This window comes from Pseudomonas sp. SDO5271_S396, assembly GCF_054071795.1.
The window spans coordinates 15,926-36,972 of sequence record NZ_JBSVWB010000048.1 but is presented as its reverse complement, the minus strand read 5'-3'; the positions used below and the strand labels follow the sequence as shown (position 1 = coordinate 36,972).

Sequence of the window (21,047 nt, the reverse complement as noted above, 5' to 3'; positions counted from 1 at the left end):
GTACGCGGTTTGAACCCGATTCTTCGGGTGGTGGCGAACCTGGCGGTCAAGTTCATTCCGCAAACGTTTGCACGGGTTGTACCAACTTCGCTCAATGGCTTGAATAAAAGGGGAAAAACCGGAATTAATCGACCTTTTGATCAGAATTGACTGGGTGTCATTTTTTCAATGCGATTGAACAGGTGCATTGCGGTTTCGCGACGATAGTCGCTCGGCGTCTGGTTCATCTCGATGCGAAAGTGCCGGTTGAAGTTGGACAGGTTGGCGTAGCCCACTTCAAAACAGATATCGGCCACTGACATATCGCTTTGCAGCAGTAACCGACAGGCACGTTGCACGCGGAACTTGCGCATCAGGTCGATAAAACCGTGGCCGGTGTTGCGCTTGAAGAAGCGCGAAAAACCCGGCTCGCTCATCTCCAGTTGCTGTGCGATCACCGACAGGCGCACATCGCCGGTCAGTTCGCGCATCAGGTAATCGAAGGCCTTGTTGATGCGCTCGGCGCTGCGCGCGTCCAGTGTAGGGGCGTAGCACGGGCTGGCGAGGGCCTGAACATGATGGCTGGGGGCGTTTTTCAGCGTATCGAGCAGTTTCAGGAACAGGATCAGTCGCTGCAAGCCCTGGGCTTTGCCGATGGCCTCCATCAGGCTCGCCGCCTGCACGGCGGTGTCGCCGCTGAACTCCAGGCCGCGCCGCGCGCGTTCGAACAGCTGTTGCAGGTCGCCCAGCTCCGGCAAGGTCTTGCGCAGGGCGAGCAGGGCGGCGCCGTCGAATTGCAGCACCACGTCGCGGCCCGTCAGGTACTCGCCGGGGGCCAGTTCGCCGATCCAGTCGTGGGGCAGGTCGGGACCGATCAGCGCCACATGCCCGGCACTGAACGCACCGATATAGTCGCCCGCCACCAGTTTGCCGCTGCCCTGGCGGATCAGGTGAATCTCGAACTCGGGATGGTGGTTCCAGCGCGCCAGGTCGTAGGGGTAATCGTGTTCGAACCAGCGAAAACAGTGGTCCGGCTCGGGCAGGATCACTTCCAGTTCGGCGGGGCGATGTTCGAACAGGGTGGTACGGCTGACGGGCATGGCGATGCCTCTTGTGGGTCTGTATCGCGTCAAAATACGCGCGTGGACGCGGTGTGCGCTACCCCCGGTTTCGCTCGGGACCGATACTTTTTTGATCCTGGCGAACCGGTTAAAAAAGTACCAGTCGTGCATTCGCCATTCGTTTGTGAGGGGGCGGCAGAGCTGCTGTAATCGGCGCTCGACAACAAAAACAACAGGTGGAAACCGCCATGCTCCAGACCTGCAAAGCCAAGCTCCCGCACGCGTTGTTCCTGCTCAGCGCACTGGCCCTGGCCATGCCCAGTCACGCCGCCGACACCGTCACCATCGCCACCGTCAACAACAGCGACATGATCCGCATGCAGCGCCTGTCCAAGGTGTTCGAAGAGCAGCACCCGGACATCAAGCTCAACTGGGTGGTGCTCGAAGAAAACGTGCTGCGCCAGCGCCTCACCACCGACATCGCCACCCAGGGCGGGCAGTTCGACGTGCTCACCATCGGCACCTACGAAACCCCGCTGTGGGGCGCCAAACATTGGCTGGAACCCCTGACCCAACTGCCGGCCGCCTACGACGCCGATGATATTTTCCCGGCCGTGCGCCAGGGCCTGTCGGTCAACAATACCCTGTACGCGCTGCCGTTCTATGGCGAGAGCACCGTTACTTACTACCGCACCGACCTGTTCCAGCAGGCCGGGCTGAGCATGCCCGCGCACCCGACCTGGAGCCAGCTCGGCGAGTTCGCGGCCAAACTCACGGCCAAGGACAAAGACCAGTACGGCATGTGCCTGCGCGGCAAGGCCGGCTGGGGTGAAAACATCGCATTGCTGAGCACCATGGCCAACGCCTTTGGTGCACGTTGGTTCGACGAGCAGTGGAAGCCACAATTGACCAGCCCCGAGTGGACCGCTGCGGCGAACTTCTACGTCAACACCCTCAAGCAATCCGGCCCTCCCGGCGTCTCCAGCAACGGCTTCAACGAAACCCTGGCGCTGTTCAACAGCGGCAAATGCGCGATCTGGGTCGACGCCAGCGTCGCCGGCTCGTTCACCACCGACAAAAGCCAAAGCAAGGTCGCCGACAGCGTAGGGTTTGCCGCGGCGCCCACCGAAGTTACCGACAAGGGGTCCTCATGGTTGTACGCCTGGTCACTGGCGATCCCGGCAACCTCCAAGCACAAGGACGCCGCCAAGGCCTTTGTCACCTGGGCCACCTCCAAGGACTACATCCAACTGGTCGCAGACAAGGACGGCATCACCAACGTACCGCCGGGCACGCGCCAGTCGACCTACAGCGAGGCGTACCTGAAAGCGGCGCCGTTCGCCCAGGTGACCCTGGAAATGATGAAGCACGCCGACCCCGCGCATCCTTCCGCCCAACCGGTGCCCTATGTGGGTATCCAGTACGTGACCATTCCTGAATTCCAGGCCATCGGCACGTCGGTCGGCAAGCTGTTCTCGGCGGCACTCACCGGTGGCATGTCGGTCGATCAGGCCCTGCTCGAAGCCCAATCCACCACCGAGCGCGAAATGAAACGCGCCGGGTATCCGAAATAGAGACGGGAAGCCCCCATGAAACGACTTGAAGGTAAAAGTGCGCTGATCACCGGATCGGCGCGCGGCATCGGTCGCGCCTTTGCCCAGGCCTATATCGCCGAAGGCGCCACCGTGGCCATCGCCGATATCAACCTGCAACGGGCCCAGGCCACGGCCGCCGAGCTGGGCCCGCAGGCCTACGCGGTGGCGATGGACGTCACCGACCAGGCCTCCATCGACAGCGCGATTGCCGCCGTGGTGGCCCGGGTCGGCAAGCTGGATATCCTGATCAACAACGCCGCGCTGTTCGACCTGGCGCCCATCGTCGATATCAGCCGCGACAGCTACGAGCGCCTGTTTTCGATCAACGTCGCCGGCACGCTGTTCACTTTGCAGGCCGCCGCCCGCCAGATGATCAGCCAGGGCCATGGCGGCAAGATCATCAACATGGCCAGCCAGGCCGGGCGCCGTGGCGAGCCGCTGGTGGCGGTGTACTGTGCGACCAAGGCGGCGGTGATCAGCCTCACGCAATCGGCGGGGCTCAACCTGATCAAGCAAGGCATCAACGTCAACGCCATCGCCCCTGGCGTGGTAGACGGCGAACATTGGGACGGCGTGGATGCACTGTTCGCCCGGCACGAAGGCCTGGCGCCGGGCGAGAAGAAGAAACGGGTCGGAGCCGAGGTGCCGTTCGGGCGAATGGGCACGGCGGAGGATCTGACCGGGATGGCGGTTTTTCTGGCTTCCAAAGATGCCGACTACGTCGTGGCCCAGACCTACAACGTCGATGGCGGCAACTGGATGAACTAGAGCCCTGCACTGATCAGAATGTGGGAGCTGGCTTGCCTGCGATAGCTAACTGTCAGTTGCTGCTTTACTGTCTGACCCAACGCTATCGCAGGCAAGCCAGCTCCCACAGGTGATCATCGGTGTTTTTTAAATCGCGTTACTCAGCGAAACTGCGGTCGAAGAAGTAGATTTCTCCAGGTTTCAGAACCGCCACTGTCGCCTGGGGCCTGCCGCCTTCGCCTTGCTTCTTGCGCCCGGTCTCGCGCAAGTACCCAGCCTCAGTCAGTTTCAATAGCCGCTGACGAATACTGGTCTTGAGCACCGGCCGCTCCAGCACCCGGGAAAAGATCGTGGTCGCTTCCGGTGCACTGAACTCTTTGCCCAGGAACATCAACGGCAAGCTGCTGTACAGCGACTTGGACAGCAACCGCTCCTGAACCGCCGCCACAATCCGGTTGTGATCGAATGGCAGCTTGATGCTGCCCTTGGCCACGGCGTCCAGGGCAAACCAGCCTTGATGTTCACCCAGCCGTACCTCATCCGCGACGATCGCCAGGTAGTAAGTGGACGACGACCAGCATCGCGGGTCGCGAAACGCATCACCCACGGTGCCCACTTGCTCGCTCCAGACCAGCTTCAGGCCCACCTTGTCACTGGCGCGCAGGCGCTCCACCGCCGCCTCGAGGCTCAGATCTTGCACATCGCCATTGACCACCACGCCGGGTAACGCCCAATGCCCGGCGAAAGGTTCGGCGTCGCGCTTATTCAGCAGCAGCTTCAGTTCACCGGAGGTGCGGCAATAGAACAATACGCACAGGTCGACAGTGTGGAGGTAGGCGCTGAGCGGCATGTGAGGTCCTTCCAGAATTGCAGTGGGGCACAGTCTAACGGATCAAACAGATATGTCATGTACTGAGTCCAGCATAGATAACCAAATGTTTCTTGCAATGAAAGTACATGACGTGTACTTTTGTTTCAGGCCACAGGAGAACCGCCATGATCCTCGCGAAAACAGCCATTGCTTCATTCGATGTCGACGCCCAGAAGAGCTTCACGCCGCTGTGCCCCAACGAATTGCCGGTGGCCGGCGGTGACCGGATCGGCGCCGAGCTCAATTACATGGCCAGCCTCGCCGGCCATCGCGTTGGCAGCAAGGACGCCCACACCCCGCACGCGCCCTGGGTGGTGTCGCAGCACAGCGACATGCTGCAACCCACCGGCCTGGCCCATGCCGATGTCACTTGGGTGAGCCACTGCGTACCGGGCACGGAAGGGTTTACCTTGCTTGACGAATTGCCCACGCCCTATGACTACGATTACTTCATCTGGAAAGGCGTCGAACCCGACCTGCACCCCTATGGCGCCTGCTACCACGACTTGCACGACAAACTGTCCACCGGCGTGATCGAGTACCTGAACGCCCAAGGCGTGACCCGTGTGATCGTCGGCGGGCTGGCCCTGGACTACTGCGTCAAGACCACCGCGTTGCAACTGCTCAAGGCTGGCCTGGAAGTGGTCCTGCACCTGCCGGCGTGCCGGGGCATCAGCGCGGAGGGCGGGGTGCAGGCCGTGAACGATCTGCTCAAGGCCGGCGCCGCCATCAGCCGCACCCGCGAAGAACTGGCCGTGATGGCCACGCGTTAAGGAGAGACAGCATGGAAAGTGCCTACGACTATGAAACTTCGGTGATTCAGGGCTTGCTCGACACCGACTACTACACCTTCACCATGATGCAGGCCGTGCTGCACCAGCACCCGAATGTCGACGTCGAATACAACTTCATCGTCCGTTCCAGGGAAAAACTCGGCCATCTGATCCCCGAGCTGCGCGCCGAACTCGAGAAAATGGCCGGCCTGCACATGCGCGAAGGTGAACTGCGCTTTCTGTTCAACCCACGTTTTCGCGAATACCTCACGCCGGATTACGAGCGCTTCCTCGGCCTGTTCCGCTTCAACCTGCGTTATATCCACGTCAGTGAAGTCGACGGTCAACTCAACATCCGCGTGGTCGGCCCGATGCTGCACTGCATCATGTTCGAGCAGCCGGTGCTGGCCCTGGTCAGCGAGTTACGCAACCGCGACAAATATCCCGACGTGACCCTGGAAGACGTCACGCGCAAGCTTTACCAGAAGTTCGACTGGCTGGAAAAGCACCTCAGCCGCGACGAGTTGGCCGACCTGCGAGTGTCCGACTTCTCTACCCGCCGGCGCCTGTCCTTCAAAGCCCAGCGGGAAGTGGTGGACATCATGCGCCGCGACTTCCCAGGCCAGTTCGTCGGCACCAGCAACGCGCACTTGGCCTACGAATTCGACTTGCCGCTGATCGGCACCATGGCCCACCAATGGCTGATGGTGCACCAGCAACTGGGCCGGCTGCGCGAGAGCCAGAACGCCGCCCTGGAAAACTGGGTGCGTGAGTATCGCGGTCGCCTTGGTATTGCCCTGACCGACTGCATCAGCACTGACTTTTTCCTCAAGGATTTCGACCTGTATTTCGCCAAGCTCTACGACGGCCTGCGCCAGGACTCCGGCGACCCCATCGTCTGGGCCGACAAGGTGCTGGCCCGCTACAAGCAATTGGGCGTCGACCCGATGACCAAGGACCTGATGTTTTCCGACGGCCTGAACTTCGAAAAATGCCTGCCGATCCTGCGGCACGTGCGTGGCAAAGCCAGGTTCGGCTTCGGCATGGGCACCAGCCTGGCCTGCGATGTGGACGGCGTGGAGCCTTTGAGCATCGTCATGAAACTGGTGCGGGTGCACGGCGAGCCGGTGGTGAAATTCTCGGATGACCCCGTGAAGAACGTCTGCGAAGACGCCTCGTTTTTGCAGTACGCAGCGCAAGTGTTCAATGTGGGTAGTGTGGAGGTGTGACATGCAAGACCGTATCGCACAGGAACTGAACATCGACCGGCAACTGGTCAAGGGCGGTGAAGCCAGGGAGATCCAGCGGCGCATCGACTTCATCAAGAACACCTTGCGCAGCTCGGGCTGCAAGGCGTTGGTGTTGGGCATCAGCGGTGGCGTCGATTCCCTCACCGCCGGTCGTCTGTGTCAGCTGGCGGCGGAGCAATTGCGCGCCGAAGGCTACGCTGCGCGCTTTGTCGCCATGCGCCTTCCCTACAAGATTCAAGCTGACGAACGGGATGCCCAGGCCTCTCTGGACTTCATCACCCCGGATCAGATCGACACCCTCAACATCGCCGCCAGCGTTGACGGCCTCATGGCCAGCCTGACTGCCACAGATGCCTGCGCTGACCATCTCGACTTCATCAAAGGCAACGTCAAGGCCCGTGCGCGGATGATCGCCCAGTACGCCGTGGCCAACCTGCATAACGGCCTGGTGGTCGGCACCGACCATGGCGCCGAAGCCTTGATGGGGTTCTTCACCAAATTCGGCGATGGCGCCTGCGACCTGGCACCGCTGTCCGGCTTGACCAAGACTCAGGTGCGCCTGTTGGCCTCGGCCCTCGGTGCACCGGACAACCTGGTGCACAAACACCCGACTGCCGACCTCGAAGAATTGGTGCCGGGAAAGTTGGATGAACACGCCTACGGTTGCACGTACGCCGAAATCGATGCCTACCTGATGGGCGAACCGGTGAGTGAGCGAGTGCGCAATATTGTGGAACAGGCCTATCTAAAGACCGCCCACAAACGCGCGCTACCCATTACCCCCCTGCAGGAGCCGACTTGCCGGCGATGATCGCAACGGCACCGCGTTTCTCCAGAATGCCCGCGTTATCGTTAACGAGCATCGCAGGCAAGCCAGCTCCCACATTGGATCTTCACCGCGGGTAAGAAAGCGCCCGTCGCAATGTCCCTGCTGACAGAGTTTTTCCAACCACCATAAGTACCCTGTGGGAGCTGGCTTGCCTGCGATAGCGGTTGGATGTGACGCCGTCATCGCAGGCAAGCCCACAGGGGAGTGCGATCAACGCTCGATAGACCGGCTCCACCGCGCGTTCCACTCCGGGCGAGCCTGGTTGACCTGGTCCCAATCAATCGAAATCGCCGTCTGCAAGTAGCCCTGCATCGCTTCCACCCGCGCGCGGGTCTTGTCGGTGGTCGGGGTAGTGGGGTTAGACGGGATCTGGTCGCCTTCTTCCAGCGCCGGGGCCTGGGCTTCGGCGGTCAGCAGGAACGCGGCGAGTTTCTGCGCCAGTTCCGGCTGGTCATTACGCGCGATCACGCATTCAGCCACGTTGAGTACCACCGCGCCTTCCTTGGGTTGCGCATATTCCATGGGCACGCCGAGCAGCTTCTGAGTGGCGACCTGGGTCGGGGTAAGCGGAAAGATCGCCGCTTCGTCGGTCTGCACCATCTCGGAAATTTTCGCGGAACTGGCAATGTACTCCAGCACATTGGGCCCGACGGTTTTCGGCCAGGCCTTGAACCCCGGCTCCACGTTGGTCTCGTCGCCGCCCTGGATGCGGTTGAACATCAGGAAGCCATGCAGGCCGAAGGTGGAGGAGGCCAGGGACTGGAACACCACCTTTTCCTTGAAGCGCGGGTCGGCCAGGTCCATCCACGAGGTGGGCGCGGCCCAGCCTTTTTCCTTGAACATCTTGGCGTTGTAGCCCAGGCCCGTGACGCCGAGGGTCACCGCCACCGCTTCCTCCTTGATTTTCGCCTTGGCCGGAATCTGCTCCAGAGTCGGGCTTGGCGCCAGCTTGTCGCACAGGCCCATGGAGATGGCGCGGTACATGATGCCATCGTCGAGGAACATCACATGCATTTGCGGGTTGTCTTTGTTGGCCTGGACCTTGGCCAGAATGTCCGACGAGGTGCCGGGCACGATCACCACCTTGACGTTGTTGGCCTTTTCGAACGCGGGCAGCACCTTGTCGGCGTACACCCGTTCCATGGTGCCGCCGTTCATGCCCAGGTACAGCGTCGGCGCGGCGTGGGCGGTGGAGGCGAGCAGGGCAAGGGACAAGCAGGGCAGCGCAATACGTGGGTTCATGGATGTTTTTCCTCTCAGGCTTGGAAACGACGGATGGAAAACGCTTCGATGGGTTGGCGGCTGGCGCCCGTGCAGACGATCTCTGCCAGGGCTTCGCCGACGGCGGGACCGAGCTGGAACCCGGCGCCGGCAAAGCCGAAACCGTGGAGCAGGCCGGGTTGGGTGCTGCTGGGACCGATCACTGGTTCGTGATCGGGGAGGTAACCTTCGGTGCCGCTCCAGGTGCGAATCGCCTGGGCGCCCTTGAGAAACGGATACAGCTCGCCGGCGTTGCGCAGGATCTCCAGCACCGCCGCTTGCCCGGGCCGGGCTTGCCGGGGGCCGAGGGCAAAGCCGCGACCGCCGCCCAGGATGCAATTGCCTCGGGCCACTTGCCGCGCATAAATGCCGCCGCCTTCGACGCCGGTACTCACGTTCATCACCACCGGCAGCGGTTCGGTGACCAGCATCGCCGGGTGCGCCGACGTCATCGGCACCGGCTCGCCAAACCGTTCGGCCAGCGTGCCGGCCCAGGCGCCCGCGCAGTTGAGCAGCCACGGTGCTTGCAGGTGCAGGCCGTTGGGGCAGTGCACCTGGAACTGGCGACTGTCATGTTCGATGCGGATCACTTCGGCCTGCTCGTAAAGCGTGGCGCCACAGCGTTGCGCGGCCCTGGCGAAGGCGGGGGAGACCAGTCGCGGGTTGGCGTGTCCGTCCTCGGGGCACAGCGAGGCGCCCACCGCGATATCGCCGACCCAGGGGAAACGGGCGCGCAGCTCGCTGTAATCCAGCAATTGCAGGCCGAGACCAAAGCCACGGGTCTGTTCGGCATATGCCTGCAACGCGGCAAGATCGGCGTGACTGCGGGCCAGCTTCAGGTGCCCTGAGCGCAGGTACTCACCGTCGATGCCGATCAGCCCTGGCAGGTCGGCCCACAACTCATGTGAACGCTGCGACAACGGCAATTGGTGCAAGGGCCGTCCCTGACGCCGCACGCCGCCATAATTGACGCCGCTGGAGTGCGACCCACAGAAGTCGCGCTCCACCAGCGCCACACGCTGACCTTTCTGCGCGAGCATCAGGGCCGCCGAGGCACCGACGATGCCGCCGCCGAGCACAATGACGTCGATCATGGCTGCACCTCGACGCCAAACGGCAGTGGCTTGATCGGCGCCTGGTCGCGCAGCCGCCCAACGTTTTCGATGCCCCGGCCACTGCGCTCGGCCACGATTTCCGCTGCCGCCAGCCCACACATGCGTCCCTGGCAGCGGCCCATGCCGACGCGGCAATGGGCTTTCACGCGATTGATTTCCCAGTGACCTTCATCCACCACCGCACGAATCTCGCCGGCGCTGACTTCCTCGCAGCGGCACACCACCAGGCTGTCCGGCGCCTGTGCCGCCCACTGTGCAGGGAAGGGGAACGCCGTCTCCAGGCCCTGGCGAAAGCGCAGGATGCCTGCCAGCTGCCGCTCCAGCAGCGCGGGGCGACGGTGATCGATCGCCACGCCCGCATCTTCCAGTACCGCCAAGGCTGCGCGCTCGCCGGCCATCTGCGCGGCGTCGGCGCCCATGATGCCGGCACCGTCGCCGGCCAGGTACACGCCCTTGACGCTGCTGCGTCCGGCGCTGTCCCGTTGCGGCAACCAGGCGCGGTTCAGGGCGTTCCAGGCGAACTCGCAGCCGAGCAAGTCCGCCAATTGCGTCTCGCTGCGCAGGGCATGGGCGAAGGCCACGGCGTCGCATTCAAGGTTGTGCTCGCCGAAGCGAATACCGCGAACCCGTTGCTCGCCATCGATCTGCGTCAGCGTTGCGCCCTGATGCACGGGAATCCCGTGGGCCGTCAGCCAGGCGCGGTAATACATGCCCTTGGCCAGGGTTGCCGGTTGCCCGAGCAACGCCGGCAACGCGCGGCACTGGGCGCTGAACGGCGCACTGTCGAGCACCGCCACCACCGTGGCCCCGGCCTTGGCATACTGATACGCCACCAGGTAGAGCAAGGGGCCGCTACCGCAGAAGGCCACGCGCTCACCGATGGCGCAGCCCTGGAATTTCAAGGCGATCTGCGCCGCGCCCAGGCTGTACACCCCGGGCAGCGTCCAGCCGGGCACCGGCAGAATGCGGTCGGTGGCGCCGGTGGCAACGATGAGCTGCGCGTATTCCAGGCTGTCGGCGCGGCCATTGTCGAGCAGGTCGAGGCGCCCATCTTCGGCGTTCCACACCAGCGTTTCCCGGCGATAGTCGATCAGCGGCGCCAACTCGTCCAGCGTGCGGTGCATGGCCTGGGCCTTGTGCGCTTCAAACCCGTAGAGTTGTTTGGCGGAACGCTGGAAGTTCGCCGGTTGGCGTCGATAGATCTGCCCGCCGCCGCGCAGGCTTTCATCCACCAGGCACGGTTTGATGCCATGGTCGAGCAGGGTGCGCGCCGCGCTGATGCCTGCCGGGCCCGCGCCCACGATCACCACCGGCTTCATGGCTGACGCCCCGGCTCGCGGCTGATCGCCTGGCCTTCTTCCAGCAGGGTTGAACAAGCCCGCACACGACGCCCGTCTTCCAGACGTACCCAGCAATCCTGGCAAGCGCCCATCAGGCAAAAACCTGCACGGCGTTCGGCGCTGAAGTCGCTGCCGCGCAAGTGGTCGGCGCAGGTCAGCACGGCGGTCAGCAGGGTGTCGCCAAGCAGGCCTGTCGCCGGTTGCCCGTCCAGGGTAAAGGCCAGCGTCGGGCGCGCGGTTTCGGCCAGTCGTTTGAACAGCGCCATCAATGTTTCCCCACCAGCACACGGTCCAGGCCGTAGACCCGGTCCAGCAGAATCATGGTGGCGGCGGTGAGGGCGATCACCAGCGCCGACACCGCCGCCATCATCGGGTCGATGGACTCGGTGGCGTACACGTACATGCGTACCGGCAGGGTTTGGGTGGCCGGCGAGCTGACGAAGATCGACAGCGTCACCTCATCGAAACTGTTGATGAACGCCAGCAGCCAGCCCCCGGCCACGCCGGGCAGAATCATCGGCAAGGTGATCTGCCGGAACAGCGTAAAGCGGCTGGCCCCGAGGGATTCGGCGGCTTGCTCGGCGCTGCGGTCGATGCCGATGGCCGCCGCCAGCACCAGGCGCAGCACATACGGCGTGATGATCACCACATGGGCCAGCATCAGCCAGGTAAAGCTGCCGTTGACGCCCATCAGCGCGAACAAGCGCAGCATCGCCACGCCCAGCACCAGGTGCGGAATGATGATTGGCGACAGGAACAGCGCGCTGAAAAAGTTGCGCCCCGGGAACGGGTAACGACTGATTGCCAATGCCGCAGGCACCGCGATCAACGTGGCCAGGCTCGCGGCGGTAAACGCCAGGATCAGGCTGTTGTAGAACGCCTGGATAAAATCGGCGCGCTCGAACACCGCGCGAAACCAGCGCAGGGAGAAGCCCGACGTGGGCAGGCTCAGGGTGTTTTCCGGGGTGAAGGCCACCAGGCACACCACCACCAGCGGCGCCATCATGAACAGCACCACCAGCGTGTGGAAACCGAGGGCCAAAGGACCGTTTCTGGACATGCGCTTAAACCCCCAGGGACTTTTTGTAGCGGCCTTCGACCATGCGGTTCCAACTCAGCATGATCAGCAGATTGATCACCAGCAGCGCCACCGCGATGGTCGCACCCATGGGCCAGTTGAGTTCCGAGAGGTATTGGTCGTACACCACCGTGGCGACCATCTTCAGGCGGCGTCCGCCAAGCAGGCCGGGGATCGCAAAGGAACTGGCGGCCAGGCCGAACACGATCAAGGTGCCGGACAGCACGCCGGGCATTACCTGTGGCAGCACGATCTTGCGCATCACCGTGGCCTGGCTTGCGCCCAGGGACAGCGCCGCCTGTTCAGCCGACGGGTCGAGCTTTTGCAGGGAGGTCCATACCGGGATGATCATGAAAGGCAGCATCACGTGCACCAGCGCGATGATCACCGCGAACGGCGTATACAAGAGTTTCACCGGACGCCCGCCGAGGGCCTGGATCACCTGGTTGACCAGCCCGTCGGCACCCAGCAACAGGCTCCAGCCGAAGGCGCGCACCACCACCGAAATCAGCAGCGGCGTGAGGATCAAGATCAGGAAGATCGAGCGCCAGGGCGTACCCATGCGGCTGAGGATGTAGGCCTCGGGCACGCCGATCACCACGCACAGCAGCGTCACCAGCGCACTGATCCAGAAGGTGCGCCAGAAAATCTCGTAGAAGTACGCATCGCTGAACAGCGACAGGTAATGGGCGAAGGTCCACTCATCGGCCTTCACCCCCACCTGATAGTCGAACACGTTGAACGACAGCACCAGCGTCAAGCCCAGCGGCAGGATCAACAACCCGGTAAACAGCGCCAGGGCCGGCAGCGACAGCAGGTAGCCCCGACTCATGGGCGCACCTCATCCGCCGCCAGCACGCGCAGCAGCTCAGCCTGCCAGTCAAGACCGACGACGGCGCCGCAACCCAGCGGCGCGCTGCCGTCGTTGCTGCGCACTACGGCGATTTCACCGAGGCGGGTGTCGACGCGGTACAGCCACTGGCTGCCAAAGAAGTAACGGTCGAGCACCTTGCCCTGCAAACGGCCACTGCCGGCATCCACCATCTGGATCTTTTCCGGGCGCAGGCTGAGGGTCAGCTCGCCGTCGCCGCTTTCAAGACGCACCTGCGCAAGACCCAGTGAGTCGTAGTCGCCGGCCAGCAGGTTGGCCTTGCCGACGAAATCCGAGATGAACCGCGTGCGCGGGTGTTCATACAGCTTGTACGGCGCGTCGATCTGGGTGACGCGCCCGGCCTGCATCACCACCACGCGGTCGCTGATCGACAGCGCTTCGGCCTGGTCGTGGGTGACCATCAAGGTGGTGATGCCGACGGCACACTGGATGCGGCGAATCTCGAACTGCATTTCTTCGCGCAAATTGGCGTCGAGGTTGGACAGCGGCTCATCGAGCAGCAGTACCGGAGGCTCGATCACCAGCGCACGGGCCAGGGCGACGCGCTGGCGCTGGCCGCCGGACAACTCCCGTGGGTAGCGCTCGGCGTGCTGGGCCAGGCGCACCAGCTCCAGCACGGTCTTGACCTTGTTGGCGATCTCGGCGGCGGGCACTTTGCGCATCTTCAGGCCGAAGGCGACGTTGTCGCGCACGGTCATGTGCGGGAACAGCGCATAGCTCTGGAACACCACGCCCAGGCCACGGCTGGCGGGCTTGGCGTGGGTGATGTCGCGTCCGTCGAGCATTATCTGCCCGCCGCTGACGTCCACGAAGCCGGCGATCATTTGCAGGGTGGTGGTCTTGCCGCAGCCCGAAGGGCCGAGCAGGGAAACGAACTCGCCTTTTTCCACCGCAAGGTCGGTGGCGACCACTGCGTCGACGGCGCCGTAGCGTTTGCTCAAGGCGTTGAGCTGGAGAAATGCCATGTCTGCGTTCCACCTTTTTTGAGTCGCGTCGAAACGCGCTTTTTTGTTTTGGGCAGATGCGAAAAGGGTGTTGCCGGTGCGTTGGCGCTCGATCTTGGTCGGCTGCCGGTTGTTGTTCATTTCGCCCCTGTGGACGCAGATTAGGACGAAGCTTAGGATGGGCGGAAGATGGAATTTCACTGAATGGACTATTATTTTCGAGTTTATTCACTCACCGGAATTTTCAAAGAGATTGTGTTTCATGGATTCCACTGATCGAAATGACAATGGCAAAGAAGTCGGAGCAGGCGGGGTGTCGCGCCTGTTCGCGCTGTTGCGAACCCTGGGCGCCGTGCCGGAGGGTGGCGAACGCGTCACTCAGCTCGCGCAACAAGTGGGCCTGTCCCAACCCACCACCCATCGCCTGCTGCGCAGCTTGATGGACGAAGGCATGGTCGAGCAGGACGCGCGCAGCAAACGCTATCGCCTGAGCCTGGAGTTCTTCGCCCTGGCGGCCAATGCCGGCAAGACCGGCAACTTGCGCGACCTGGTGCGGCCCAGCCTGTTGCGTCTCAGCGCGTCATTGGGCGATTCGCTGTTCTTGCTGGCCCGCTCCGGCTTCGACGCAATTTGCCTGGACCGCAGCGAAGGCCCGTATCCGATCCGCACCTTTACCGGCGATATCGGCGGGCGCGTGGCATTGGGCGTGGGGCAGGGCAGTCTGGCGATCCTGGCGTTCCTGCCCGAAGAGGAGCGCGAAACGGTAATCCGCTACAACCTGCCACGGCTCAAGGACTTCCACCTGTATGACGAAGTGCTGCTGCGTTCGGAGGTAGAGAACGTACGGCGTCTGGGGTATGCCGCGCGCAATACCGGGGTGCTGGAAGGCATGGCGGGGTTGGCGGTGCCGATTCTCAATCGGGACGGGCATGCCGTGGCCGCGCTGAGCGTGGCCACCATCAGCGACCGCCTGGGCCCCAGCCGCTTGCCGATGGTGGTGGAATTGCTCAAGCGCGAAGCGGCGGCGATCGGGCCACGGATCAACCCGTTCGACCCGACGTTGCGCCGACCGTCGCAGACCTTTGGCGGGTAGTTGCCTTCAGCTTGCACACGAGGGAATAAACGGCGGGGCTCAGGTGTTTACCGGGATATTCGAAAAACCAGTGAGCCTGAGTCATGACCGAACCCAAGACCTGCCGCCTGCTTCGTCCACGTGCTGCCGTTGTCGGCAAGCAAGGCCTGCACAACGCCGTGGGCATTTCCACCGAAACCGTGGGCGCCACCGGGATCAACCTGCAAATCGTCAGCATCCCGCCGGGCGCTCGGGCCAAGACCCACATGCATGAGGGCCATGAAACCGCGATCTACGCTCTGAGCGGCATCTCCCGCGTGTGGTACGGCCAGCAACTGGAGCAGCACGAGACGATCCATCCCGGCGACTTTTTCTATATCCCGGCGGGCATGCCCCATCAGCCTTACAACGACACCGATGAGACCGTCTCGGTGCTGGTGGCGCGCTCCGACCCCAACGAGCAGGAAAGCGTAGTGCTGATGCCCCACCTGGACACGCTGCACCCCGCCGAGCCCAGGACATGAACACCGACACCGCCTATCGCAGTGCCACCGAGCTGCTGGCCGACATCGCCGCCGGCCGCCTGAGCAGCCGCGCGTTGCTGGAGCATTGCATCGCGCGGATGGAGGCGCTCAACCCGGCGCTCAACAGCGTGATCGCACTCAACCTGGAGCAGGCGCGGCTCAAAGCCGACCTGGCCGATACGGCGGTGCGCAATGGTCTGGCGTTGGGCCCGCTGCATGGCTTGCCTGTGACTATCAAGGACACGTTCGAAGTGCTGGGCCTGCCCTGTACCGCAGGCGCGCCCGCGTTGCGCGAGCACCGCCCGCAGCACTCGGCGGCGGCGGTGAAGCGCCTGGAAGACGCCGGCGCCATTGTGTTCGGCAAGACCAACGTGCCGGCCATGGCTGGCGATATCCAGACCTACAACAGCTTGTTCGGCACCACCAACAACCCCTGGAACCTGGCGCTGACCCCGGGCGGTTCGTCAGGCGGTGCAGCGGTGGCCCTGGCGGCCGGGTTTACCCCGTTGGAACTGGGCAGCGACATTGGCGGGTCGATCCGTATCCCGGCGCATTTCTGTGGGGTTTACGGACACAAGCCCACCCATGGAATCGTCTCCCAGCGCGGACATATTCCCGGGCAGCCGGGTGAGCTGGCGCAAGGGCACTTGAACGTGGTCGGCCCGTTGGCGCGCAACGCCGCCGATTTGCGACTGCTGCTGGACGTGATCACGGACCGGCCTGCTGGCTGGCAACTGGCGCTGCCCGCCGCGCGGCATGAGTCGCTCAAGGCATTTCGCGTGTTGCTCTGGACCGAAGATCCGGCCTGCCCGCTCGACAGCAGCCTGACCGAAGCGTACCGGCAATTGCGCGTCAGCCTGGAAGCGGTCGGGGTGGAGGTGGTGCAGGGCGCGCCAAAGGGTCCGTCGCTGGAGCGTCTGTTCGGCGCTTACCTGGTGCAGTTGGGTGCCAAGCTGAGCGTCGGGTTGTCGCCGGTGAGCCGTTGTTTCATGGGGCTGATGGCGCCGGTGTTGAGAGGGTTGGGCAAGATGCTCGATCTGCCCCGGCAGGCGGACAAGTTCTATCAGGGCAGTGCCCTGCGCCACGCCGACTGGCTGCAAGCCCATGAGCAGGGCCTGCAGTTGCGCGAGGCGTTCCTGAAGAACTTCGAGGACTTCGACGTGATCCTGGCGCCGCCGACCTTCACGACCGCGTTCGCCCACGATCAATCCCGGGTCATCAGCCTGCGCAGCCTGAACGTGGAGGGGCGCAAGCGTCACTATGCCGACCTGTACACCTGGATCTCGCCCGCCACGCTGATGGGGTTGCCGGCCACCTGCGCGCCCATCGGTCTAACGGCTCAGGGTTTGCCGGTGGGCATCCAGATCATCGGCGCGCCGTTCGAGGATCGCACCACGATCCAGTTCGCCGAGTGCCTGGCCGAGCTGACGGGCGGGTTCCAGGTGCCGCCGACTATGGCATAGCCGGGCGAATCATCGCTTCAGGGCGCACATGGCGCTCGTAGTCCTCGGCGGTGATGAAGCCCAGTTGCACCGCCGCTTCCTTGGGCGACAAGCCTTCGTCCGCCGCCTTGCGGGTGATCTGTGCCACGCGGTCATAACCCAACAACGGGTTCAGCACCGTCGCCATCAGCAATGAATGCTCCACATTGCGCGCCAACTGTGGGCGGTTGACCTCAAGCCCGCTGAGCAGCTTGTGGGTGAACAGGCTGACACAGTCGGTGAGGACCTCGATCGAGTGCAGCAGGTTGTGGATCAGCACCGGCTTGGCCACGTTCAACTCGAACGTGCTGGACGCGCCCGCCAGGGTGATGGTGGTGTGGTTGCCCATCACCTGCATCGCCGCCTGCACCAACACTTCGGCAATGGTCGGGTTGCGCTTGCCCGGCATGATCGAGGAGGTGAGGCAGTCGTCCGGCACGATCAATTCCCCCAGGCCGCAGCGCGGGCCCGAGCCGAGCAGGCGGATGTCGTTGGCGATCTTGGTCAGCGACACCGCCAGCACATTCAAGGCCCCAGAGGCTTCCACCAGCGCATCGTGGGTGCCCATGCCTTCGAATTTGCAGGGGTTGGTTTCGAAGGGTTCGCCGGTGAGTCGGCTGATTTCCTCGCAGAACGCCAGGTCAAAACCGACCGGTGTGTTCAACCCGGTGCCCACCGCCGTGCCGCCCTGGGGCAGCAGGCGCAGGCGTGGCAGGCAGGCTTCGATGCGCGCGATGCCGTGGTGAATCTGCTGGGCAAACGCGCCAAAGGCCTGGCCCTGGCTCATGGGCACCGCGTCCATCAGGTGGGTACGGCCGATTTTCAGCACGTCTTGCCAGGCATCGGCCTTGGCGTCGAGTTCATCCTGCAGCCGACTCAAGGCCGGCAGCAGGCGTCCACGCAGCTCCAGCACGGTGGTCAGGTGCATCACCGTGGGGAAGCTGTCGTTGGACGATTGCGAGCGGTTCACATGGTCGTTGGGGTGCACCGGGGACTTGCTGCCCAAGGCGCTGCCGAGCCTGAGGTTGGCGACGTTGGCGATCACCTCGTTGGCGTTCATGTTGGTCTGGGTGCCGGAGCCGGTCTGCCAGATCGACAGCGGGAAATGCGCGTCGAACTCACCGTTGGCCAGGGCCTCGGCCGCCCGTTCGATGGCCTGGGCCAGCTCCGGCGCCAGTGCGCCGAGCCGGGCGTTGGCTCGGGCACAGGCGCGCTTCTGCTGGCCGAACGCGCGGATCAGGCAGGCCGGGAACGGTTGTTTGCTGCCGAACACCTCCAGCGCGCGCTGGGTCTGCGCGCCCCAGTAGCGCTCGGCCGGCAGGCTCACCGGGCCGAACGCATCATGTTCTATTCGTGTATCAGACATCTGCAAACTCCGTTAAAGGGCGGCGCCGGCAGCGCGGCCCAGTACCCGTTGATATTCATCCTGCGCGGTCTGTTGGGAGAACTCCCCCGACCACTTCGACACCACCACGGTCGCCACGCTGTTGCCGATGGTGTTGCATGTGGCGATGGCCATCGACATGAAGCGGTACACGCCAAACAGCAACGCCAGCCCCTCCGCCGGCAATACGCCGATGGCGGTGACGGTGGCGGCGAACACCACGAAGCTGCCGCCGGACACGGCTGCCGCGCCCTTGGACGTCACCAGCATGATGGCGATGATGCCCAGTTGTTGCTCCCAGCTCAGCGGCACGCCGTAAGCGTTGGCGATAAACAGCACGCACAACGACATGTAGATCGACGTGCCATCCAGGTTGAAGGCGTAGCCGGTGGGCAACACCAGGCCGACGCTCTGCTTGGAGCAGCCGAACTTCTCGAGTTTTTGCAACAGGCGGGGCAGGGCGCTTTCCGACGAGGCGGTGCCGAGCACGATAAAGATTTCATCCTTGATGTAGGTCAGGAAGCGCCACAGGCTGAAGCCACTCAGGCGGCAGACCACGCCCAGCACCACGAAGATAAAGAACGCGATACCCACGTAGAACATCAGCACCAGGTTGGCCAGCGACATCAGCACGGCGCTGCCGTTGCTGCCTACCGCGTACGCCACCGAGCCGAAGGCGCCCAGGGGGGCGAACTTCATGATCAGGTTGATGAACTCGAAGAAGCATTCGGAGATGCGATTCAGGCCGTCTTCGATCACTTCACGACGTTCCGGTTTCAACGCCAGCAGGGCGAAGCCGAACAGCACCGAGATCACCAGCACCTGCAATAACTGGCCACCGGCGAAGGCGCCGACGAAATTGTCCGGGAAAATCCCGTAGATGAAGTCCATGGTCGACGCGGGCGCGTGGCCCTTGGCGACCGCCGCGCTCGCAGCCGCCGCGGCGGCGCTGCTGGGATGAGCATCGTGCATGCCGGAGCCGATCTGCAACAGGTTGCCCCAGAGCAGACCGATGGCCAGGGCGATGGTTGACACCACTTCGAAATAGATCAATGCGCGCAGGCCGACCTTGCCGACCCGCTTGATATCACCGGCCGAGGCGATGCCGTGGACCACGGTGAAAAACACCAGCGGCGCGACGGCGGTCTTGATCAGCTTGAGGAAGATATCGCCAAGAATCTTGAAACTGGCGGCCAACTCCGGTGCGAGAAAGCCGAAGGCGATCCCGAGGAACATGGCGGCGACGACCTGGAACGTCAGGTCCTTGTAGAGCGGTTTTTTTGCGGGGGTGGATGACATGTCTGTGATCTCGTTGTTGTTATTGGCTGTTTGAGCGATGTGTCAGGAGCCTGGCTTTTGTGGTGAGCTAGCTTGCCTCGCGCGGGGCAAGCCCGCTCACTACAAAAAACCGATGTGCCCGAAAGATCAGCGTTTGACTGAGCCTGGGCGCGCCAGCGCGATGTCCACCATCTGCGGTGCCAGCCCCAGGTAGTTGGCCGGGTCGGTCAGGCGTTGCAGCTCGGCCACGTCCAGTTGTGCGGTGGCTTCGCCCTGGGCGAGCAGGGCGTCGAGCAGGCTGGTGCCCTGGTCGTTGGCCATGCGGCAGGCGGCGTAGACCACGTCGTGGGCCACTTGGCGGCCAAGCGCCGGAGCGAGCCCCATCATCACCGCTTCGGCGACGATCAGGCCCTGGGTCATGTCGAGGTTCTTGCGCATGCGCTCGGGGCGCACTTCCAGACCGGCGAGCATAAAAGTGGCCTGGCCCAGGGATGCGGCGCTGAGGGCGAAGGCTTCGGGGATGGCGATCCACTCCGCCTGCCACGGGCCGGTGGAGCGTTCGAAGTCCTGGATCATCGCGTCGAGCATCAGCCCGGCGTGTTGGCGCACGCCCTTGGCGGCGGCGTACATCAGCTCGCAGGAAATCGGGTTGCGTTTTTGCGGCATGGTGCTGCTGGCGCCACGGCCCTTGACGAAGGGTTCGTACACTTCGCCCAGCTCACTGGTCATCATCATCATGATGTCCAGGGCGATCTTGCCCAGAGAGCCCGTGACCAGGCCGAGGAAGTTCAGGGTTTCGGCCAGGCCGTCGCGTGCCACGTGCCAGGTGGCCTGCGGCACGCCCAGGCCCAGTTCGGCCATTAGCGCTTCCTGCACTTCCAGACCCTTGTCGCCCAGGGAGGCGAGGGTGCCGGCGGCCCCGGCGAACTGACCGATTTCCACCCGTGGACGCAGTTCCACCAGGCGCTCGGCGTGACGGTCGAACATGCTCAGCCACACGGCGCATTTGTAGCCGAAGGTGATCGGCAGCGCGTGCTGCAAGTGGGTGCGACCGGCCATGGGGGTATCGCGATAACGCTCGGCCAGGCCGGCGAGCAGGCCGCGTACCGCCTGGATATCACGTTCGACGATGGCCAGCGCGGCGCGCACTTGCAGGACCACGGCGGTGTCCATGATGTCCTGGGTGGTGGCGCCCCAGTGCACGTAGCGGCCAGCTTCGCCGCAGATCTTCGACAGTTGCTCCACCAGCGGCAGGATCGGGTAACCGACGATCTCGGTTTCGTGCTGCATCAGCGCCAGATCCAGGGCGTCGTACTGCGACAGCGCGGCAATCTGTTCGGCGGCCTGCGCAGGGATCACGCCACAGCGCGCTTCGGCGCGGGCCAGGGCCACTTCCACTTCGATATAGCGTTCGATCAGCGCTTTATCGGAGAACACACCGCGCATTTCGGCAGTGCCGAACATGTCGCGGAACAGGGCGGAATCAAAAACGGTGCTCGACATGGGAAAATCCTAATTGTTATTTTTAAACCATACATATTTAATATGTCCGTACATTATGATTACGCCTGTGC

General features: G+C 63.4%; 20 protein-coding genes. 8 read left to right on the top strand and 12 right to left on the bottom strand.

Going from position 1 to position 21,047, the window contains the following annotated elements; genetic code table 11:
• Positions 1-140: 140 nt before the first annotated feature.
• Positions 141-1,079, bottom strand: coding sequence for an AraC family transcriptional regulator (locus ACW9IN_RS24745; RefSeq protein WP_457368290.1), 939 nt, complete (start codon positions 1,077-1,079; stop codon positions 141-143).
• A gap of 209 nt (positions 1,080-1,288) precedes the next feature.
• On the opposite strand from ACW9IN_RS24745, the gene ACW9IN_RS24740 reads away from it, so the two are divergent.
• Both ACW9IN_RS24740 and ACW9IN_RS24735 read left to right on the top strand, forming a co-directional pair.
• Positions 1,289-2,614: an ABC transporter substrate-binding protein gene (locus ACW9IN_RS24740; RefSeq protein ID WP_457368289.1), complete on the top strand. Its 1,326-nt coding sequence runs from the start codon at positions 1,289-1,291 to the stop codon at positions 2,612-2,614.
• A 15-nt stretch (positions 2,615-2,629) separates the two neighbouring features.
• Positions 2,630-3,403: an L-iditol 2-dehydrogenase gene (locus ACW9IN_RS24735; protein WP_457368288.1), complete on the top strand. Its 774-nt coding sequence runs from the start codon at positions 2,630-2,632 to the stop codon at positions 3,401-3,403.
• A gap of 136 nt (positions 3,404-3,539) precedes the next feature.
• Here ACW9IN_RS24735 and ACW9IN_RS24730 read toward each other — a convergent pair whose 3' ends face one another.
• Positions 3,540-4,232 carry an NUDIX hydrolase gene (locus ACW9IN_RS24730; protein ID WP_457368287.1) on the bottom strand — a complete coding sequence of 231 codons (693 nt, stop codon included), beginning with the start codon at positions 4,230-4,232 and terminating at the stop codon, positions 3,540-3,542.
• Between the two features lie 146 nt (positions 4,233-4,378).
• On the opposite strand from ACW9IN_RS24730, the gene ACW9IN_RS24725 reads away from it, so the two are divergent.
• Genes ACW9IN_RS24725 through nadE form a run of 3 tightly spaced genes read left to right on the top strand, consistent with a single transcriptional unit; the run spans position 4,379 to position 7,087 of the window.
• Positions 4,379-5,026, top strand: coding sequence for a nicotinamidase (locus ACW9IN_RS24725; RefSeq protein WP_457368286.1), 648 nt, complete (start codon positions 4,379-4,381; stop codon positions 5,024-5,026).
• Between the two features lie 11 nt (positions 5,027-5,037).
• Complete coding sequence (gene pncB / locus ACW9IN_RS24720; RefSeq protein WP_457368285.1) at positions 5,038-6,255, top strand: nicotinate phosphoribosyltransferase; 1,218 nt, start codon at positions 5,038-5,040, stop codon at positions 6,253-6,255.
• Between the two features lies 1 nt (position 6,256).
• The gene (nadE, locus tag ACW9IN_RS24715; protein ID WP_457368284.1) at positions 6,257-7,087 is read left to right on the top strand and encodes an ammonia-dependent NAD(+) synthetase; all 831 of its coding nucleotides are present in this window, start codon (positions 6,257-6,259) and stop codon (positions 7,085-7,087) included.
• A gap of 228 nt (positions 7,088-7,315) precedes the next feature.
• Here nadE and ACW9IN_RS24710 read toward each other — a convergent pair whose 3' ends face one another.
• From ACW9IN_RS24710 to ACW9IN_RS24680, 7 genes are read right to left on the bottom strand one after another with little or no spacing between them, the layout of a single operon-like run.
• Positions 7,316-8,347, bottom strand: a complete 1,032-nt coding sequence (locus ACW9IN_RS24710) for an ABC transporter substrate-binding protein (protein ID WP_457368283.1) — start codon at positions 8,345-8,347, stop codon at positions 7,316-7,318.
• Positions 8,348-8,361: 14 nt separating this feature from the next.
• Positions 8,362-9,459: an NAD(P)/FAD-dependent oxidoreductase gene (locus tag ACW9IN_RS24705; RefSeq protein ID WP_457368282.1), complete on the bottom strand. Its 1,098-nt coding sequence runs from the start codon at positions 9,457-9,459 to the stop codon at positions 8,362-8,364.
• A complete protein-coding gene (locus ACW9IN_RS24700) occupies positions 9,456-10,799 on the bottom strand; it encodes an FAD-dependent oxidoreductase (RefSeq protein WP_457368281.1) in 1,344 nt (447 codons plus the stop codon). Before ACW9IN_RS24700 ends, ACW9IN_RS24705 begins: the two co-directional genes overlap by 4 nt.
• Positions 10,796-11,086, bottom strand: a complete 291-nt coding sequence (locus ACW9IN_RS24695; protein ID WP_457368280.1) for a (2Fe-2S)-binding protein — start codon at positions 11,084-11,086, stop codon at positions 10,796-10,798. Before ACW9IN_RS24695 ends, ACW9IN_RS24700 begins: the two co-directional genes overlap by 4 nt.
• Positions 11,086-11,880 (bottom strand): ABC transporter permease, encoded by a 795-nt coding sequence (locus ACW9IN_RS24690; protein WP_457368279.1) that lies wholly within the window; start codon positions 11,878-11,880, stop codon positions 11,086-11,088. Before ACW9IN_RS24690 ends, ACW9IN_RS24695 begins: the two co-directional genes overlap by 1 nt.
• Positions 11,881-11,884: 4 nt before the next feature.
• Positions 11,885-12,730, bottom strand: coding sequence for an ABC transporter permease (locus tag ACW9IN_RS24685; protein WP_457368278.1), 846 nt, complete (start codon positions 12,728-12,730; stop codon positions 11,885-11,887).
• The gene (locus ACW9IN_RS24680) at positions 12,727-13,755 is read right to left on the bottom strand and encodes an ABC transporter ATP-binding protein (protein ID WP_457368277.1); all 1,029 of its coding nucleotides are present in this window, start codon (positions 13,753-13,755) and stop codon (positions 12,727-12,729) included. The genes ACW9IN_RS24685 and ACW9IN_RS24680 overlap by 4 nt, the downstream gene beginning before the upstream one ends.
• A gap of 241 nt (positions 13,756-13,996) precedes the next feature.
• On the opposite strand from ACW9IN_RS24680, the gene ACW9IN_RS24675 reads away from it, so the two are divergent.
• From ACW9IN_RS24675 to ACW9IN_RS24665, 3 genes are all read left to right on the top strand, one after another.
• A complete protein-coding gene (locus tag ACW9IN_RS24675; RefSeq protein WP_457368276.1) occupies positions 13,997-14,827 on the top strand; it encodes an IclR family transcriptional regulator in 831 nt (276 codons plus the stop codon).
• 83 nt (positions 14,828-14,910) lie between these two features.
• The gene (locus ACW9IN_RS24670; protein WP_457368275.1) at positions 14,911-15,330 is read left to right on the top strand and encodes a cupin domain-containing protein; all 420 of its coding nucleotides are present in this window, start codon (positions 14,911-14,913) and stop codon (positions 15,328-15,330) included.
• The gene (locus ACW9IN_RS24665) at positions 15,327-16,793 is read left to right on the top strand and encodes an amidase (RefSeq protein WP_457368274.1); all 1,467 of its coding nucleotides are present in this window, start codon (positions 15,327-15,329) and stop codon (positions 16,791-16,793) included. Before ACW9IN_RS24670 ends, ACW9IN_RS24665 begins: the two co-directional genes overlap by 4 nt.
• Here ACW9IN_RS24665 and ACW9IN_RS24660 read toward each other — a convergent pair.
• The 3 genes from ACW9IN_RS24660 to ACW9IN_RS24650 form a co-directional block, all read right to left on the bottom strand.
• Positions 16,783-18,177 (bottom strand): class II fumarate hydratase, encoded by a 1,395-nt coding sequence (locus ACW9IN_RS24660; RefSeq protein ID WP_457368273.1) that lies wholly within the window; start codon positions 18,175-18,177, stop codon positions 16,783-16,785. The genes ACW9IN_RS24665 and ACW9IN_RS24660 overlap by 11 nt on opposite strands.
• 12 nt (positions 18,178-18,189) lie before the next feature.
• The gene (locus tag ACW9IN_RS24655) at positions 18,190-19,494 is read right to left on the bottom strand and encodes a cation:dicarboxylate symporter family transporter (protein WP_457368272.1); all 1,305 of its coding nucleotides are present in this window, start codon (positions 19,492-19,494) and stop codon (positions 18,190-18,192) included.
• Positions 19,495-19,620: 126 nt separating this feature from the next.
• The gene (locus tag ACW9IN_RS24650; protein WP_457368271.1) at positions 19,621-20,976 is read right to left on the bottom strand and encodes a class-II fumarase/aspartase family protein; all 1,356 of its coding nucleotides are present in this window, start codon (positions 20,974-20,976) and stop codon (positions 19,621-19,623) included.
• Positions 20,977-21,047 lie beyond the last annotated feature (71 nt).

Bases quoted from the DNA above. Each gene is read 5' to 3' on its own strand.
- ACW9IN_RS24730 (WP_457368287.1), bottom strand. From the start codon at position 4,232: ATGCCGCTCAGCGCCTACCTCCACACTGTCGACCTGTGCGTATTGTTC.
- ACW9IN_RS24690 (WP_457368279.1), bottom strand. From the start codon at position 11,880: ATGTCCAGAAACGGTCCTTTGGCCCTCGGTTTCCACACGCTGGTGGTG.
- ACW9IN_RS24740 (WP_457368289.1), top strand. From the start codon at position 1,289: ATGCTCCAGACCTGCAAAGCCAAGCTCCCGCACGCGTTGTTCCTGCTC.
- ACW9IN_RS24675 (WP_457368276.1), top strand. From the start codon at position 13,997: ATGGATTCCACTGATCGAAATGACAATGGCAAAGAAGTCGGAGCAGGC.
- pncB (WP_457368285.1), top strand. From the start codon at position 5,038: ATGGAAAGTGCCTACGACTATGAAACTTCGGTGATTCAGGGCTTGCTC.
- ACW9IN_RS24705 (WP_457368282.1), bottom strand. From the start codon at position 9,459: ATGATCGACGTCATTGTGCTCGGCGGCGGCATCGTCGGTGCCTCGGCG.
- ACW9IN_RS24670 (WP_457368275.1), top strand. From the start codon at position 14,911: ATGACCGAACCCAAGACCTGCCGCCTGCTTCGTCCACGTGCTGCCGTT.
- ACW9IN_RS24685 (WP_457368278.1), bottom strand. From the start codon at position 12,730: ATGAGTCGGGGCTACCTGCTGTCGCTGCCGGCCCTGGCGCTGTTTACC.
- ACW9IN_RS24650 (WP_457368271.1), bottom strand. From the start codon at position 20,976: ATGTCGAGCACCGTTTTTGATTCCGCCCTGTTCCGCGACATGTTCGGC.
- ACW9IN_RS24660 (WP_457368273.1), bottom strand. From the start codon at position 18,177: ATGTCTGATACACGAATAGAACATGATGCGTTCGGCCCGGTGAGCCTG.
- ACW9IN_RS24745 (WP_457368290.1), bottom strand. From the start codon at position 1,079: ATGCCCGTCAGCCGTACCACCCTGTTCGAACATCGCCCCGCCGAACTG.
- ACW9IN_RS24710 (WP_457368283.1), bottom strand. From the start codon at position 8,347: ATGAACCCACGTATTGCGCTGCCCTGCTTGTCCCTTGCCCTGCTCGCC.
- ACW9IN_RS24695 (WP_457368280.1), bottom strand. From the start codon at position 11,086: ATGGCGCTGTTCAAACGACTGGCCGAAACCGCGCGCCCGACGCTGGCC.
- ACW9IN_RS24655 (WP_457368272.1), bottom strand. From the start codon at position 19,494: ATGTCATCCACCCCCGCAAAAAAACCGCTCTACAAGGACCTGACGTTC.
- nadE (WP_457368284.1), top strand. From the start codon at position 6,257: ATGCAAGACCGTATCGCACAGGAACTGAACATCGACCGGCAACTGGTC.
- ACW9IN_RS24680 (WP_457368277.1), bottom strand. From the start codon at position 13,755: ATGGCATTTCTCCAGCTCAACGCCTTGAGCAAACGCTACGGCGCCGTC.
- ACW9IN_RS24700 (WP_457368281.1), bottom strand. From the start codon at position 10,799: ATGAAGCCGGTGGTGATCGTGGGCGCGGGCCCGGCAGGCATCAGCGCG.
- ACW9IN_RS24665 (WP_457368274.1), top strand. From the start codon at position 15,327: ATGAACACCGACACCGCCTATCGCAGTGCCACCGAGCTGCTGGCCGAC.
- ACW9IN_RS24725 (WP_457368286.1), top strand. From the start codon at position 4,379: ATGATCCTCGCGAAAACAGCCATTGCTTCATTCGATGTCGACGCCCAG.
- ACW9IN_RS24735 (WP_457368288.1), top strand. From the start codon at position 2,630: ATGAAACGACTTGAAGGTAAAAGTGCGCTGATCACCGGATCGGCGCGC.